Annotated in this window: 19 protein-coding genes; 12 read left to right on the top strand and 7 right to left on the bottom strand. The window is 68.9% G+C overall.

Features of this window, described 5'->3' with window-relative positions; genetic code table 11:
* The first annotated feature begins 5 nt into the window (after nt 1–5).
* From murG to PV646_RS01805, 3 genes are read left to right on the top strand one after another with little or no spacing between them, the layout of a single operon-like run.
* The gene (gene murG, locus PV646_RS01815; protein ID WP_500339691.1) at nt 6–1,109 is read left to right on the top strand and encodes an undecaprenyldiphospho-muramoylpentapeptide beta-N-acetylglucosaminyltransferase; all 1,104 of its coding nucleotides are present in this window, start codon (nt 6–8) and stop codon (nt 1,107–1,109) included.
* Nucleotides 1,106–2,473 carry a UDP-N-acetylmuramate--L-alanine ligase gene (murC, locus tag PV646_RS01810; protein ID WP_500339690.1) on the top strand — a complete coding sequence of 456 codons (1,368 nt, stop codon included), beginning with the start codon at nt 1,106–1,108 and terminating at the stop codon, nt 2,471–2,473. The genes murG and murC overlap by 4 nt, the downstream gene beginning before the upstream one ends.
* Nucleotides 2,470–3,219 carry a cell division protein FtsQ/DivIB gene (locus PV646_RS01805; RefSeq protein WP_500339689.1) on the top strand — a complete coding sequence of 250 codons (750 nt, stop codon included), beginning with the start codon at nt 2,470–2,472 and terminating at the stop codon, nt 3,217–3,219. The genes murC and PV646_RS01805 overlap by 4 nt, the downstream gene beginning before the upstream one ends.
* On the opposite strand, the gene PV646_RS01800 is transcribed toward PV646_RS01805, so the two are convergent.
* The gene (locus PV646_RS01800; RefSeq protein ID WP_500339688.1) at nt 3,216–3,617 is read right to left on the bottom strand and encodes a hypothetical protein; all 402 of its coding nucleotides are present in this window, start codon (nt 3,615–3,617) and stop codon (nt 3,216–3,218) included. The two genes, PV646_RS01805 and PV646_RS01800, sit on opposite strands and share 4 nt — an antisense overlap.
* 217 nt (nt 3,618–3,834) lie before the next feature.
* Entirely contained in the window at nt 3,835–3,960 is a 126-nt protein-coding gene (locus PV646_RS01795) for a hypothetical protein (RefSeq protein WP_500339687.1), read from the bottom strand.
* 95 nt (nt 3,961–4,055) lie between these two features.
* Between PV646_RS01795 and crtI the strand changes: the two genes are divergently transcribed.
* Both crtI and PV646_RS01785 read left to right on the top strand, forming a co-directional pair.
* Complete coding sequence (gene crtI / locus PV646_RS01790; protein WP_500339686.1) at nt 4,056–5,471, top strand: phytoene desaturase family protein; 1,416 nt, start codon at nt 4,056–4,058, stop codon at nt 5,469–5,471.
* Between the two features lie 28 nt (nt 5,472–5,499).
* Nucleotides 5,500–5,994 (top strand): DinB family protein, encoded by a 495-nt coding sequence (locus PV646_RS01785; RefSeq protein WP_500339685.1) that lies wholly within the window; start codon nt 5,500–5,502, stop codon nt 5,992–5,994.
* Here the strand turns inward: PV646_RS01785 and PV646_RS01780 are convergent.
* Complete coding sequence (locus PV646_RS01780) at nt 5,991–6,878, bottom strand: RICIN domain-containing protein (protein ID WP_500339684.1); 888 nt, start codon at nt 6,876–6,878, stop codon at nt 5,991–5,993. The genes PV646_RS01785 and PV646_RS01780 overlap by 4 nt on opposite strands.
* 332 nt (nt 6,879–7,210) lie before the next feature.
* Between PV646_RS01780 and ftsZ the strand changes: the two genes are divergently transcribed.
* From ftsZ to PV646_RS01745, 7 genes are all read left to right on the top strand, one after another.
* On the top strand, nt 7,211–8,533 hold the full coding sequence (gene ftsZ, locus PV646_RS01775) for a cell division protein FtsZ (protein WP_500339683.1): 1,323 nt from the start codon (nt 7,211–7,213) through the stop codon (nt 8,531–8,533).
* Between the two features lie 649 nt (nt 8,534–9,182).
* Complete coding sequence (pgeF, locus tag PV646_RS01770) at nt 9,183–9,887, top strand: peptidoglycan editing factor PgeF (RefSeq protein WP_500339682.1); 705 nt, start codon at nt 9,183–9,185, stop codon at nt 9,885–9,887.
* Nucleotides 9,884–10,582 (top strand): YggS family pyridoxal phosphate-dependent enzyme, encoded by a 699-nt coding sequence (locus PV646_RS01765; RefSeq protein ID WP_500339681.1) that lies wholly within the window; start codon nt 9,884–9,886, stop codon nt 10,580–10,582. Before pgeF ends, PV646_RS01765 begins: the two co-directional genes overlap by 4 nt.
* 67 nt (nt 10,583–10,649) lie before the next feature.
* Entirely contained in the window at nt 10,650–11,303 is a 654-nt protein-coding gene (locus PV646_RS01760; protein ID WP_500339680.1) for a cell division protein SepF, read from the top strand.
* Between the two features lie 9 nt (nt 11,304–11,312).
* Nucleotides 11,313–11,597 carry a YggT family protein gene (locus tag PV646_RS01755; protein WP_500339679.1) on the top strand — a complete coding sequence of 95 codons (285 nt, stop codon included), beginning with the start codon at nt 11,313–11,315 and terminating at the stop codon, nt 11,595–11,597.
* A gap of 48 nt (nt 11,598–11,645) precedes the next feature.
* On the top strand, nt 11,646–12,461 hold the full coding sequence (gene wag31, locus PV646_RS01750; protein WP_500339678.1) for a DivIVA-like cell division protein Wag31: 816 nt from the start codon (nt 11,646–11,648) through the stop codon (nt 12,459–12,461).
* Nucleotides 12,462–12,476: 15 nt separating this feature from the next.
* Entirely contained in the window at nt 12,477–12,965 is a 489-nt protein-coding gene (locus PV646_RS01745; protein ID WP_500339677.1) for a hypothetical protein, read from the top strand.
* Between the two features lie 6 nt (nt 12,966–12,971).
* On the opposite strand, the gene PV646_RS01740 is transcribed toward PV646_RS01745, so the two are convergent.
* The 4 genes from PV646_RS01740 to PV646_RS01725 form a co-directional block, all read right to left on the bottom strand.
* Nucleotides 12,972–13,424 carry a hypothetical protein gene (locus PV646_RS01740; protein ID WP_500339675.1) on the bottom strand — a complete coding sequence of 151 codons (453 nt, stop codon included), beginning with the start codon at nt 13,422–13,424 and terminating at the stop codon, nt 12,972–12,974.
* Nucleotides 13,424–13,897, bottom strand: coding sequence for a hypothetical protein (locus PV646_RS01735; protein ID WP_500339674.1), 474 nt, complete (start codon nt 13,895–13,897; stop codon nt 13,424–13,426). Before PV646_RS01735 ends, PV646_RS01740 begins: the two co-directional genes overlap by 1 nt.
* Nucleotides 13,898–13,972: 75 nt before the next feature.
* A complete protein-coding gene (locus tag PV646_RS01730; RefSeq protein ID WP_500339673.1) occupies nt 13,973–15,121 on the bottom strand; it encodes an AfsR/SARP family transcriptional regulator in 1,149 nt (382 codons plus the stop codon).
* Entirely contained in the window at nt 15,118–15,462 is a 345-nt protein-coding gene (locus PV646_RS01725; RefSeq protein ID WP_500339672.1) for a DoxX family protein, read from the bottom strand. Before PV646_RS01725 ends, PV646_RS01730 begins: the two co-directional genes overlap by 4 nt.
* Between the last annotated feature and the right edge of the window lie 26 nt (nt 15,463–15,488).

Below are 15,488 nucleotides of genomic sequence, written 5' to 3'. Positions count from 1 at the left end.
AAGTCTTGACCGGGCACCCTGCCCCCAGTGGTCCGTGCGTCGTGGTCGCCGGCGGTGGCACCGCCGGACACATCGAGCCGGCACTGGCGCTGGCCGACGCGGTCATGCGACTGCGGCCGGACGCGCGTGTCATCGCGCTCGGCACCGAGCGCGGCCTCGAGAGCAAGATCGTCCCGGCCCGCGGGTACCCGCTGGAGCTGATCCCGCCGGTGCCGATGCCGCGCAAGCCCACCCTGGACCTGCTGAAGCTGCCGCTGAACGTGCGCGGCGCCGTGAAGCAGACCCGTGAGGTGCTGGAGCGCGTCGGCGCGGACGTCGTCGTCGGCTTCGGTGGTTACGTGGCGCTGCCCGCGTACCTGGCCGCGCGTGGCCGCATTCCGATCGTGGTGCACGAGGCGAACGCCAAGGCCGGTCTCGCGAACAAGGTCGGCGCCAAGTTCGCCGACCACGTCGCGGCGGCCGTGCCGGACTCCGGCCTGACCGACGCGCAGATCATCGGCATCCCGCTGCGCCAGTCGATCACGACGCTGAACCGCGCCGCGTTGCGTGACGAGGCCCGCCGCTTCTTCGGTCTGGACCCGCACGCGCCGGTGCTGCTGGTGTTCGGCGGCTCGCAGGGCGCGCGGTCGATCAACGAGGCCGTGGCGCCCGTGGCCGCCGAGTTCGCCCGCGCCGGCGTCGGTGTGCTGCACGCGTACGGCCCGAAGAACTCCGTTGCCGTGCAGCAGGTTCCGGGCCGCCCGGCGTACGTGCCGGTGCCGTACCTGGAGCGCATGGACCTGGCGTACGCCGCCGCGGACGCCGTGCTCTGCCGTTCGGGCGCGATGACCGTCGCCGAGGTGTCGGCCGTCGGCCTGCCCGCGATCTTCGTGCCGCTGCCGATCGGCAACGGCGAGCAGGCGCTGAACGCCGGTCCGGTCGTCTCCGCGGGTGGTGGCCTGCTGGTGCCGGACGAGGAGCTCACGCCGCAGAAGGTCGCGTCGCTGGTGGTGCCGCTGATGGCGGACCGCGAGCGGCTCGCGCAGATGTCCCGCGCGACGCTCGGCACCGGCCGCCGTGAGGCCGACGAGATCCTTGCCCGCACCGTTCTGGATGTGATCAGGAAATGAGCCTCGAACGCGTTCACCTCGTCGGCATCGGTGGTGCCGGCATGAGCGGCATCGCCCGCATCCTGCTGGCGCGCGGCGTGCAGGTGTCCGGTTCGGACGCCAAGGACTCGCGGACCGTGCTGGCCCTGCGCGCCCAGGGCGCGCGGATCGCCGTCGGTCACGACGCCGCGAACCTGGACCAGCTCGTGGGCGGTCCGACCGAGGTCGTGGTGTCGACCGCGATCAAGGACACGAACCCCGAGTACGCCGCTGCCCGTGAGCGCGGCATCACCGTGCTGCGCCGTGCCGAGGCCCTCGCGGCGCTGATGGACGACCATCGCGTCGTGTGTGTCGCCGGTACGCACGGCAAGACGTCGACCACGTCGATGCTCACCGTCGCGTTGCAGCACTGCCGGGTCGACCCGTCGTTCGCGATCGGTGGTGATCTGAACGAGTCCGGCGCCAACGCCCACCAGGGCACCGGCGGCGTGTTCGTGGCCGAGGCGGACGAGTCCGACGGCTCGTTCCTGTTCTTCTCGCCGTCCGTCGCCGTCGTGACGAACGTGGAGGCCGACCACCTCGACCACCACGGCACCGTCGAGGCCTACACGGCCGTGTTCGACTCGTTCCTGGAGCGGATCGTGCCCGGCGGCGTGCTGGTGTCCTGTGCGGACGATCCCGGTGCGGCTCGCCTGATCACCGAGGCTCGTGCGCGCGGGATCCGCGTTCGCGAGTACGGGCGTTCGGCCACCGACGCGAAGCTGGTCGACTACAAGCCGTTCGAGTCGGGCGGCCTCGCGTCGGTCGAGATCGACGGCGTGGCGGTCGAGGTCCGGGTCGCGGTGCCGGGTGAGCACATGGCGTTGAACGCGATCGCCGCGCTGCTGGCCGGTCTGGAGCTCGGTGCCGACCAGACCGGGATGCTCGAAGGCCTCGCGGCTTTCGGTGGCGTGCGGCGGCGGTTCGAGTTCAAGGGCCGTGGCGGTGGCGTGTCGGTGTACGACGACTACGCGCACCACCCGACCGAGGTCGACGCACAGCTGCGTGCCGCCCGTCCTGTTGCCGGTGCTGGCCGCGTCGTCGTGGTGTTCCAGCCACACCTGTACTCGCGTACGCGCACGTTCGCCGTCGAGTTCGCCGCCGCGCTGTCGCTGGCGGACGAGGTCGTGGTGCTGGACGTCTACGGCGCCCGCGAGGAGCCGGAGCCCGGCATCACCGGCGCGCTGATCGCCGACCAGGTCACGGCTTCCGTGCACTACGAGCCGTCGTTCGACCGCGTGCCCGCACTGGTGGCCTCGCTGGTCCGCGAGGGCGACCTGGTCGTGACGATGGGCGCGGGCGACGTGACGATGCTCGGCCCCGAGATCGTCAGCGCGCTGTCATGAGCGCACCGGTTCGCGGCAGGTCCACGCGAGTTCGCCCCGCGAACCGGAGACCGAAGAGCGCGGAGTACAAGGCGCGGCGCAGGGTCATCCTGCGCCGCCGCCTGGTCGCGCTGCTGACAGTGGTGTCCGTGCTGGCACTGGTCTACTGCGTCTACTTCACCCCGTTGCTCGGCGTCAGCCAGGTCGACGTCCGGGGCAACGGCGCGCTGACCGAGGACGAGGTCCGCGCCGTGGCCGCCATCGAGACCGGCTCCCCGCTGATCCGCCTGGACCTCAAGGAGATCCACGACCGGGTCGCGGGCATCCCGCGCGTCGCCGCCGTCGAGGTCGAACGCCAGCTCCCGGGCACGGTCCGCCTGGTGCTCACCGAACGGGTCCCGGTCGGCTCGGTGAAGCTGCCCGACGGCTTCCACCTCGTCGACTCGACGGGCAAGGACTACGCGATCCTCCCGGCCGCCGCACCGGGCGTGCCCGAACTGGTGCTCACCCTGCCGTCGTCCTCGGACCCGGCCACTCGCGCCGTGGTCGGGGTCGTGAACGAACTGCCGGAGAAGCTGCGGCCGGACGTGCTGGCGGTGGCGGCGACGACCAGTGCCGACGTTCGGCTGACGCTGTCGGGAGGCCGCACGGTGAAGTGGGGCAACTCCGAGGACACGGCACGCAAGGCGGCCGTGCTGCTCGTGCTGCTGTCGCGGCCAGGCACGAACTACGACGTGTCGTCGCCCGACCTGGCCACGGTTTCCTAGCCCAGGGTCAGGTGGAAGCCTTCGGACGCGGCTTCCTGCTGGCTCTTCCAGATCACACCGCGGTTGGAGTTGCCGATCTTCGCGCCGTAGAGGCGTTCTCCCTCGGGGACACCGCTCACGCTGAAGTTGAACTTGCACGACCCCAGGCCGGTCATCAACGTGCCGACGCCGAGAACCCTGTTGTCCTGGTTGACGATCTCGACCTGGCCGCCGAGTTGGATGTCGCTGTAACCACCCACGCCGCAGTTGCCGTTCACGGTCATCGATCCGTCGACCGTGAACCCCTTGGGTGATGACGACGTGGACGGTCCCGCTGCACTCGTGTCGGCAGAACGCAGCAGGTCGGGGCCGGTGGCTCTGCCCAGCCCGAACCCGAGTCCGCCCGCTGTCAGCGCCACGAGGGCGAAACCGATCGCGAGCCAGGGCGGTCTGCGTCCGGGTGGTGGCGCAGGTCCGATGGTGACTACTGGTGGAAGAGGTTCCACGGCGGTCCTTCGATCTGGGGCTAGCGCCGCGGTGCCGGCGGCCGCGACGGAGTCGGGAACCGGCGGACCCTGCGGATCGGGGACCGGGGAATCGGCTGGGAGCACAAGGGTTTCTCCTGGGTTTCGCGCGTCAGCCGTTCGGCCTCAGCCGCGCCGTCGCGACCCGTACGACGAGGCTGCCGAGCCTGCTCGTGACGAGTTCCAGGACGATCGCTTCGATGACGAGCGAACGCACGGACGCGGGTGCGGGTGCCAAGACATGCCTCCTGGTGATGAACGACTAACGTGCTCATCGGGCTACCACTCGCGGTATTAGCCAGTTTGATCGTTGTCACCCGAAGGAAGTACTCAATGCCGGGCCGCGTTGTCGTTGTGGGGGCCGGTCTTGCCGGACTGTCAGCGGCGTTGCACCTGCAGGGGACCGGTCGGCGTGTCACGGTGCTCGAAAAGGGTGACGGGCCTGGTGGGCGGGCCGGCACTGTGCGTGTCGGCGGGTTCGTCGCGGACAACGGGCCGACCGTGCTGACGATGCCCGAGTACCTGGAAGTGGCGTTCGGCGCCGTGGGGGAGCGGCTTTCGGACTGGCTGACGCTCGACCGCGTGGAGCCCGCCTATCGCGCGCGGTTCGCGGACGGGTCGCGGATCTCGGTGCACACCGACGGCGCCGCGATGGAGGACGAGGTCCGTTCCGTCTGCGGGGCAAGGGAAGCGGCCGGGTACCGCGACCTGCGGCGGTGGCTGGGTGAGCTGTACTCGGTGCAGCGCGAGCACTTCATCGGGGCGAACTTCGACTCGCCGTTCGACCTGGTGCGGCCGGAGCTCGTGAAGCTCGCGGCTCTCGGTGGGTTCGGGCGGCTCGAGCCGCAGTTGCGGCGGTTCCTGCGGGACGAGCGGTTGATCAGGCTCTTTTCGTTCCAGGCCTTGTACGCGGGGGTGCCGCCGCGGCAGGCTCTCGCGGCGTATGCCGTCATCGCGTACATGGACACCATCGCGGGCGTGTACTTCCCACGCGGCGGAATGCATGCGGTGCCTCAGGCGATGGCTGGTGCCGCGACCAAGCACGGTGCGGAGTTCCGTTACGGCGCAACAGTCACACGGCTGGAGTGGCGCGGTGCGCGCGTTGTGGCCGTACATACCGCTGAGGAGCGCATCGAGTGTGATGCCGTCGTCTTGGCGTGCGAGCTGCCGGACGCCTATCGGTTGCTCGGCAAGTCGCCGAAGCGGGTGTTGCCGCACCGGTGGTCGCCGTCCGCGGTGGTGCTGCACGCCGCGACGGACCGCACGTGGGACCTCGGGCACCACAACATCCTGTTCGGGGCGGCGTGGCGGGGGACGTTCGACGAGATCGTCCACAAGGGACGGTTGATGTCCGACCCGTCGCTGCTCGTCACGCACGCGCAGGACGGGCTGCACTACGTGCTGGCGCCGTCGCCGAACCTCCGGACCGGGCCGGTCGACTGGAAACGCGTCGGGCGCCGGTACCGCGACGAGCTGGTGCGGACGCTGGAGGAGCGCGGGCTCGACGGGTTCGGTGCGGCGGTCCGCGACGAGGTGTTGGTGACGCCGCTGGACTGGGGCAACGCGGCGGGGACGCCGTTCGGGCTCGCGCACACCTTCGCGCAGACGGGACCGTTCCGGCCGCGCAACGTCGTGAAGGGCGCCGAGAACGTGGCACTGGCCGGAGCGGGCACCACACCGGGAGTCGGGGTGCCGCCGGTGCTGATCTCCGGGCGGCTCGCGGCCCAACGGATAAATGCGGTGCGGTGACGTCACAGGCTCGTGCACGCTGCGCCGCATGACACGGACTGCACCACCACTCGTCGCCGACGAACGTGCGACGTACACGGCCCTGTTGGACTACTTGCGCGCGACGATCGAGCTGAAGGTCGAGGGCCTGTCGGACGACGACGCGACGCGGGCGGTGCTGCCGTCGAAGCTGACGACCGCGGCCGGCGTGGTGAAGCACGTGCGCTGGACCGAGCACCACTGGTTCGAGGTGGTGCTCGCCGGACGTGACTCGCGGGCGCCGTACACGATGGAGGACCCCGACGCGGACTGGCGCGTCGAGGAGGGCGAGACGCTCGCCGGGTTCCTGGCGGACTACCGCGCGCAGTGCGAGGTGAGCCGGGAGGTCCTCGCCGGTCTGGAGCTCGACGCCGAGGTGCCGTTCCAGGGCGACCGGACGATCTCGGCCCGATGGGTGCTCGCGCACCTCATCGACGAGACCGCCCGGCACGCCGGCCACCTGGACGTCGTCCGGGAACTGCTCGACGGAACCGTCGGCGACTAGACCGGGAGCAGCTGCCAGCGCTGCAGGAGGCTGGTCTCGAAGGGGTCGAAGACGACCACGCGTCCGTTGGTGCCCGAGGTCAGGAGGTTGACACCGTGCACGATCGTGTAGTTGCCGAGTTCGTCACCGACGAGTGACCACTGCTGCGCCGGGCGGGCGACGTCGCAGTTCTCCAGCTTCACGGCGAGCGAAGGCTCCGGCATCACCGTCAGGCAGTTGCCACTGGCCTGGCTCCGCAACGCGACCTTGCCGCCGCCCGCGTCGATCCGCTCGAAAGCCGGAGCGGCGTCGCAGGCCCTCAGTTCGTTGAGGTACTCGACGCTGTCGGACACGCAGGTGCCCTCCTGGGCCTGCCTCAGCTTGACCGGTGCTCCTGGCTGCGGCGGCGGCACCACTCCGACCTCGCGGACCAGCCAGCGCTGTGTGGGCCGCGTGGAGGCCTCGAACATGCTCACGTCGCCGAACAGCGAGAAGAGGTAGGAGTCGACGAACCGGGTGCCGAATCGCCCGGCGACCGCCAGCTTCACGGTGCCGTCGGCGTCGGCCACCTCCTGGAACCGCTGGCCGGCCTCGACGGTCTCGCACGGCCAGGTCGTCACCGAGCTGTTGTACCCGTCCAGACAGGTCCCGCTGCCGATGTTGCGCAGGTACGACCCGCCGCCCGCGACGGCGGGGACGCGTTCGAACCGCTGCGCCGCGCTGCCGTCGCACGCACTCACGCCGGCGCGGAGAGTCTCCGGCTTGCTCAGGTCGAGGCACAGCCCGTCGGCCGCGCTCTTGATCTCGACGATCGTGTTGCCTTCCGGCGCCGCACCCGCGGGTGCGACGGTCACTGCCCCCAGAGCGATCGCGGCCAGCGCGACGCTCAGCATCTTCATCCCCATCTACGGACAGTAGCGAGAGGTGACCCTGGCATGGTGTGCAACTGAGGAAGGCATGGGCGAGACGATCTCCGATTCGTCGTCCGACTAGGCTTGTGGTGCGTCGTCCTCAGGACCGCGCGCAACTACTTGACGGCACGACCGGGGAGTAGTAGCGCACAGTGTTGGGACCCTACGGCGTGGCTGCTGGACCGACGCACCGCCGGTGCTTACCGTCCAGCAGGAACATATGGGGTTGACATAACTCTGAATCTCGATGAGAGGTTGAGAGTTTCAATCCGGGTGCATCACACCCAGCACCTGCAGCGCGGACCACGATCAGGAAGGCGGATCCGATGACGCCCCCGCACAACTACCTCGCGGTGATCAAGGTCGTCGGCATCGGTGGTGGCGGTGTCAACGCCGTCAACCGCATGATCGAGGTCGGGCTGAAGGGCGTCGAGTTCATCGCGGTGAACACCGACGCACAGGCCTTGCTGATGTCTGATGCCGACGTCAAGCTCGACATCGGCCGCGAGCTCACCCGCGGCCTCGGTGCCGGCGCCAACCCCGAGGTCGGGCACAAGGCCGCCGAAGACCACCGCGAGGAGATCGAGGAGGTCCTCAAGGGGGCCGACATGGTCTTCGTGACCGCGGGCGAAGGCGGCGGCACGGGCACCGGCGGCGCGCCCGTCGTGGCCTCGATCGCGCGCAAGCTCGGCGCACTGACCATCGGTGTCGTGACGCGTCCGTTCTCGTTCGAGGGCAAGCGCCGCGCCAAGCAGGCCGAGGACGGCATCCAGGCCCTGCGCAACGAGTGCGACACGCTCATCGTCATCCCCAACGACCGGCTGCTCCAGCTCGGCGACATCGGCGTCAGCCTGATGGACGCCTTCCGCTCCGCGGACGAGGTGCTGCTGTCCGGTGTCCAGGGCATCACCGACCTGATCACGACCCCCGGTCTGATCAACCTGGACTTCGCCGACGTCAAGTCGGTCATGTCCGGCGCGGGCTCGGCGTTGATGGGCATCGGCTCGGCGCGCGGTGAGGGACGAGCGGTCCAGGCCGCGCAGAAGGCGATCAACTCGCCCCTGCTGGAAGCCTCGATGGAGGGCGCGCACGGCGTGCTGCTCTCGATCGCGGGTGGCTCCGACCTGGGACTCTTCGAGATCAACGAGTCCGCGTCGCTGGTCCAGGAAGCCGCACACCCGGACGCGAACATCATCTTCGGTACGGTCATCGACGACTCCCTGGGCGACGAGGTCCGGGTCACGGTGATCGCGGCCGGTTTCGACGCGGGCGGGCCCACGCACAAGAAGCTGGAGCCGACGGCGTTGTCCTCGCCGCCTCGGACGGCTACCGGGCCCATCGCCTCCGCCACCGCTGTGCCCACGCACGTGCAGCAGCCGGTGGCCCAGACTCCACCTCCGCCCGTGCAGGCTCCCGTCGTGCAGGCTCCGGTTCAGCCGGAGATCCGGCAGGCTCCGCCTGTGCAGCATCCTCCGGTGCAGCAGCCGCCTGCTTCTGTTCCGCCGCAGCCGTCGCACGCTCAGGGGAACGGGTACGTGCCCTCGGTGCCTCGGTCCTTGTCTCCGAACGGGTCGTTGCCTTCTCGGCCTGTGCCGGTTACCGAGGATCCCGATGACGAGGTGGATGTGCCGCCGTTCATGCGGCGGTGAGGTTGGGGCTTTCGGCTCCTTTGGGTGCCTTTAGGTGCCTTCGGGGCTTGGCCTTGGGTGGCTGGGTTTTGGTTTTCTGATCTTGTCGGACCCCCTGAGTAGCGTTTGGGCTCAGGGGGTCTTCCTTTTGGGGGGACGCCTGCGTCAGCTTGCGGGTGGTCAGCTTTGCGGTCCGCTGACCTTGTCTCGTGGTCGCCTTGCGGTCCGCGACCAGGCGGGTGGTCACCTTGCGGTCCGCGACCAGGCGGGTGGTCACCTCGCGGGCGGCGGGTCGCTGCTGCGTGCTTCCCCTGGGGGCGCTGCCCCCAGACCCCCGGCAATCTGATCAGGGGCCCACGCCACGAGCGGGTTGATGGCACGCCTGTTGAGTTGGGCGGCTGCCGGTTGCTTAGTTTGGTTGCGTTGGCGGTGGGGTCCCATCACGAGTCACACCAAGAGCGGGCCACATGCCTGGAGGGGTGTCAACTCGACAAAAAGCGCGTCGAGTTGACACCCCTCCAGGCATGCAGCAAGAGCTATGGCGCGACTCGTGATGGGACCCCACCGCCTGGACCGCCTGCTAAAGACGAAAGACGAACGGCTCGCCTTCGGCCTCGCGGTGGCTGGGCGTGCTCGGTGCGTGGTTCTGGGTGCGAACTAGGGTGTGGGCGTGCGCATTCGTCGTGTTGTCACCACCCGCGCCGGTGGTGTGTCCAAGGCGCCCTTCGACTCCTTCAACCTCGGCGATCACGTTGGGGACGAGCTGTCTGCCGTTGAGGCCAACCGGGGGAGATTGGCCTCCGGGATCGGGCTTGCGGCCGACCGGTTGGTCTGGATGGAGCAGGTGCACGGGCGCACTGTCGCCACCGTGGACGGGCCTCAGGGTGAGCCGCTTGAGGCTACTGATGCTGTTGTGACGAAACGGGCTGGGCTCGGGCTTGTCGTGTTGACTGCCGACTGTGTGCCGGTCTTGCTCGGAGATCAAGAGGCTGGTGTTGTCGGGGCTGTCCACGCTGGGCGTGTCGGGGCTCGGGTCGGGGTGGTGGTCGAGGCTCTCAAGGCGATGATGGCGCTGGGGGCCGAGCTCGAGCGCGTCGAGGTGTTGTTGGGGCCCTCGGTGTGTGGTGAGTGTTATGAGGTGCCTGCTGAGATGCAGAAGGACGTCGAGAAGCATCTGCCTGGTAGTGCCTCGAAGTCGCGGAAAGGTACGCCTGCGCTGGACCTTCGTGCCGGGCTGTGGAATCAGCTCGCCAGTGCCGGGGTCGGGAAGATCGGGGTTGATCCCCGGTGCACGGTCGAGGAGAAGGAGCTGTTCAGCCATCGGCGGCAGGCTCCTACCGGGCGGCTTGCCTCGGTGATCTGGATTGAGCCGTGAGTCGCGCCGCGGAGTTGGCGGAGAACCTCGCCGAGGTTGAGGAGCGTATCGCCAAAGCCTGTGAGGTGGCGGGGCGGGCGCGCGGGGAAGTGATGTTGCTCGCGGTGACGAAAACCTGGCCCGCCAGTGATGTGGAGATCCTTTACGGGCTCGGGTTGAGGAACTTCGCGGAGAACCGGGATCAGGAGGCCGGCGAGAAGGTCGGCCAATTGAGACATCTTGCCGAGGCGAGATGGCACATGGTCGGGCGGTTGCAGCGGAACAAAGCCAAGTCCGTCGTCGAGTGGGCCGATCAGGTCGACTCCGTGGACAGCGTGCGGCTGGCCGAGGCGTTGGCCAAGGCGGCGCGCGCTCGCGGCACGACTTTGGACGTCCTGTTGCAGGTCAGCATCGACGGGGACACGTCGCGCGGTGGGGTTGCTGTTGCGGATGTGGCTGAACTGGCTGGCGTGATCACTCGTTCGGGTGATCTTATTCTCCGAGGTGCGATGACTGTCGCGCCTCGGACGATGAATCCATCGCAGGCGTTTCAGGCGTTGGTTTCGGTGGTATCTCGCCTACGTGATGATCATCCCACTGCCACCCATGTGTCAGCGGGAATGAGCGGTGACCTGGAAGATGCCATCTCGCACGGATCGACCTGTGTGCGTGTCGGAACGGCGTTGCTCGGCAGCCGGCGACTAACCTCGCCGTAGGTTGTCGGGAACCTCGGGACCGTCCGCACCGTCCCTAAGAGTGGGGAACCGCCGAGGAGGGGCTGGAATGAGCGCTTTGCACAAGCTGAAGGCCTACTTCGGGATGGTCCCCGCCGAGTACGCAGACGACCCCGGCTACGACGACGACCGAGGTCGCTACGGCGACTACCGGTCCGAGTACGCGGCCGAGGCCGACGACTACGACCCGTATCCGCGGCGCAACCGCGTGTTCACTCCGGGCCGGTCGGAGCTCCAGGGCTCCGGGTACCGGGCCGACATCGACGAGTCGGACGACTACGAGCCGGAGTCGCGGCGCGGGGGCAGCCCCTCGAGCACGCGACGCTGGAGTGCCGATGCACCCGTGCACGGCGCACTCGCTGTCGAGCCGCAGCGCGAGCCCGTGAGCAGGCTGCGTCCCGTGGCCGAGCCGGCAGGCAACCCGTTGGCGCGCATCACCACGCTTCACCCCCGTACCTACAGCGAGGCGCGCACGATCGGGGAGCACTACCGGGACGGCACCCCGGTGATCTTGAACCTGACCGACATGGACGACGCGGACGCGAAGCGTCTCGTCGACTTCTCGGCCGGTCTCGCGTTCGCTCTGCGCGGGTCCATGGACAAGATCACGAGCAGGGTGTTCCTTCTCTCACCGCCGAACGTTGACGTCACGGCGGAGGACCGCAGGAAGCTGGCGGAGGGTGGTTTCGGGAACCACGGTTAGAGTTGACCCGTGGACCCGATCCGTCTCGTCATCTTCTACGTCCTGTTCGCGTTCTCCCTGTTCCTGACCGCGCGTGTCGTGGTCGAGATGGTGCGGACGTTCGCGAGGGAATGGCGCCCAGCTGGCGGCGTAGCCGTGACGCTTGAGACCGTCTACACGGTCACCGACCCACCGGTCCGTGCGCTCCGTCGGGTGATCCCGACTGTGCGGATCGGGGGCGTCGGGCTGGACCTATCGATTATTGTGCTGTGGCTGGTCGTTATCATTCTGATGCGATTCGCAGATCCCAGGTGACGGGGAACCGTGGGATGACCGCAGCCCAGGAGTGCGAGAGGTGATCCGATGCCGTTGACCCCCGCTGATGTGCACAACGTTGCATTCAGCAAGCCGCCGATTGGCAAGCGGGGCTACAACGAGGACGAGGTGGACGCGTTCCTCGACCTGGTTGAGGGCGAGCTCGCCCGCTTGATCGAGGAGAACAACGACCTCCGTCAGCAAGTCGAGCAGCTCGACCAGCAGCTTGAGACGACGCGCGCCGACCTCGACGATGCGCGCGCGAAGGCTTCTGCAAGCCCCATGACGAGCCGTATGCCGGTGGAGGAGCCGCGCCGCCTGGCGCCGGTCCCGCCTCCCTCGGTGATGGAGCAGACGTCCCCCGGTGGTGGCGGAGACCACCACGTGCAGGCCGCGAAGGTCCTGGGTCTCGCCCAGGAGATGGCGGACCGGCTGACCGGCGAGGCGAAGGCCGAAGCGGACGGCATGCTGTCCGAGGCCCGCACGAAGTCCGAGCAGCTGTTGTCCGAGGCTCGCGCCAAGGCCGACACGATGGTCAACGAGGCGCGCACGCGTGCCGAGACCATGCTCAACGACGCGCGGACGCGTTCCGAGACGCTGGAGCGGCAGGCCCGTGAGAAGGCCACCGCGCTGGACCGTGACGCGCAGCGCAAGCACGCTGAGGTGATGGGCAACATCACCCAGGAGAAGAACACGCTCGAGAAGCAGATCGACAAGCTGCAGACGTTCGAGCGCGAGTACCGCACGCGACTGAAGACCATGCTCGAGTCGTCCCTGCGCGACCTCCAGGACCGCGGCCCCGCCGCACCGTCCGAGGGTCGTTCCCAGGGCTACTCCTTCGGCGCACGCGCCGAAGCGGGCTGAACTACTGTTCGCTAGGTGCTCTTCGTAGTTCTACTTCTGGTGCTGGCAGCCCTCGGGTTGCTCGTTCCCGCACTGGCCACGTCCAACACGATCTGGGCGTGGTCTTCCGTGGGCGCGAGCGTGCTCGCCGCCCTGGTCCTTGCTTGGGACTGGTGGCGGAGACGGCCGGGGGACCCCGCTGCCGACGCGCAGAGTGTAGATCAACAGGCTGTAGCTGATGATCAACGGGTGGTGGATTCGGCAGAAGCCGACACGCCGCCCGCTGACGAGGAACCACCGGAAGAGGACACCGACGCGGCGGACCTGCTCGTCGTGGCCGATCTGGTGGACGAGGTCCGGGTGCTGGACGAGCGGCCCCGGTACCACCTGAGCTCGTGTTCCTGGCTTGCCGGGAGGCCCACGCTGGGCCTCCCGGTGCAGGAAGCACGGCAACTGCAGTTCACGCCATGCGCGCTGTGCACCCCTGACGCGGTGCTGGTGCGCAGGAGCCGTGCCACCTCGTGAGAGCTGTCAGCGCCGATAGCTGATCTTGGCGCGGAACGTGCTGTCCGGCTCGTCGCTGCCGTGGTGCTCGACGGCTCCCTCGAACTCCGAGATGTTCCCGTCGGGTCCGCGCACGAGATGCTCGACGGTGAACTCCGCTCCGTCGTCGGCGTGCATGAAGCCGCCGCTCACGATGGTCACCCGCTGGTCGACGTAGCTGCCCTCGGTGATGCGCTGCCCGTCGTGGCGGGCCAGGTCGATCTGCATGTACTCGTTGTGCGGGCCGGTGGCCTTGACCCGCAGCTCGAGGTCGGGGTGCTCCCACACCGAGAACGGGTCCGGTGCGTACCAGTTGCCCGAACGGCCCTGGGTCGGATTGGCGTTCGGGTCGGAGTCCCAGATCAGGTAGTCCGTGTCGGCGGCCGACGCCGGTGCCGCGGTGGCGACCAGGAACGCGCCGGCGAGCAGGGCGGTGCGCATCAGGCTGCGCCCCGCACGTAGTGGATCTTCGCGCGGAACGCGTTGTCCGGCTTGTCGCCGCAGCGGTGCTCGACGGAGCCGTCGAGCGCGAGCAGGATGCCCCGGTCGTCGAGGTCGAGACGGTCGATGGTGAAGTCCGCCTTGCTGTCGACGCAGCCGAGGCCCTTCTCGATGACGATCGCCCGCTCGTCGGTGTAGGTGCCTGGTGTGATCGGCTGCCCGTCGTGGCGTGAGAGGTCGACGACGTAGTAGGTCCTGGCCTGGCGGCTTTCGACGTCGATGTGCAGGGTGTTGTCGTCCCACCCCCGCTGTCCCACGATGAACTCCGCGTCCGGCGTGGTCCACTCACCGCTGACGGACGAGATCGGGAAGGCGTTGGCCTCGGCGTCGAACGTGAACGTCGACGACTCGCCGGCGGAGGCTACTCCCGCCCCCAGCAGCGTGAGAGCGCAGGTCAAAGCTAAGACACGCATCTGATCCCCCCAGAGAGATGGTCTGTGGGGCCAGTCTGGCGCAGGCGTGGAAGGCCTGGCCATGAGTGCTTCTACTCAGAGCACGACCGGGCGCGCGCCGTGGGCGGTGACGAGGCCGGGCAGGCGTTCGCGGCTCGTCACGACGACCCGGCAGCGCGGGGTGCCCGGCAGCAGCGGCACGACCTGCGCGGTGTCCGCGGCGTTGTCGAGCACGATCAACATTCGCCGGTCGGCCAGCAACGTGCGGTAGAGCGCCGTCTGCGCGTGCGGCTCCGGCGGGATGCCGTCCGGGCTGGTGCCCAGTGCTGTGATGAACTCGCGGACGACGTCTGCCGGGTCGGAGCCGTCGAGGGCGACGAACAGTTGGCCGTCGGGGTAGTCGGCGGCGTGCTTGTGCGCCCAGTGCAACGCGAGCCGCGTCTTGCCCGCGCCGGCCGGTCCGGTGATCGTGACGATCGGCCCGTCCAGGTCCAGGGCCTCGAGCTCGGCCGCCATGCCGGTGAAATCCGCCGGTGCGGGCGGGAGCCGGCGCGGACTCCACTGTGGACGCTGCACCAGCGACGCGTGCAGGTCGCGCAACGCGGGACCGGGGTCGAGACCCAGTTCGTCCGCGAGCCGATCACGCAGCCCCGAGTAGTAGGCGAGCGCTTCAGCGCGTTGGCCGGCGCCGATCAACGCCCGCATCAGCTGTCCCGCGAGCCGTTCGTCGAGCGGACGTTCGGACGTGCGCGCGGTCAGTTCGGCAACGAGAGAGAGGTGTTCGCCGGCAGCCAGGCGCGCGTCGGTGTGGTCCAGTTCGGCGGCGGTGATCTCACCGGCGAGCGTCTCGCGCAGACCGTCGAACCACGCGCCGTGCAGCCCCTCGAACGGTTCGCCACGCACGAGCGCCATCGCCTCATCAGGCCGTCCGAGCGCTACGAGAGAGCGGAAGCGGTGCAAGTCGATGGACGCGGGATCGGCCTCCAGCACGTACCCGCCGGAACGGCGCACGATCGGGACGCCGTCCAACGCCGTCCGCAACCGCGACACGTAGCTGTAGAGCGCGGCCTTCGCCTGCCGCGGCGGCGCGTCACCCCACACCCGGGACAGCAGCTTGTCGACGCCGACGACCTGGTCGACGTCGACCAGCAACACCGCCAGCACGCTCAACTGGCGTGCGTGACCCACGTCGACGAGCTCTCCGTCGCGCCGGACCTCAGGTGTGCCGAGGAGGTGGAACTTCACCGGTCCAGGAACAGCAACGTGATCAGCAGACCCAGCAGCACCAGGTCCAGGACCACGCCCGACGGCTTCGAGTCGTACCGCAGCCGCGTGATCGTGGCGCCGACCATCAGCAGCCCGAGCCCGACGGTGGCCGCGTGCGCCACCCACTGCCACGTGACCAGGCCGACGACCAGACCCACGGCACCGGCCCACTCCAGCGCGCCGATGGTGCGCCACAGGGCCGGGTTCATCCGGAAGTGGTCGCGGGCCTCCAGTGACGCCTTCGCGCCGAACAGCTTGCCCGCGCCTGTTGCGACGAACAGCAGGGCCAGCAGGATCGACAACGCGATGGTCAACGTCATCCGGCGAGCATACGGTTTGCGCGCCC

The organism is Streptomyces sp. ID05-26A, assembly GCF_033794685.1.
GTDB lineage: Bacteria > Actinomycetota > Actinomycetes > Mycobacteriales > Pseudonocardiaceae > Lentzea.
Note: the sequence above shows the minus strand (reverse complement) of the source record. Positions and strands in the feature narration are given on the sequence as shown.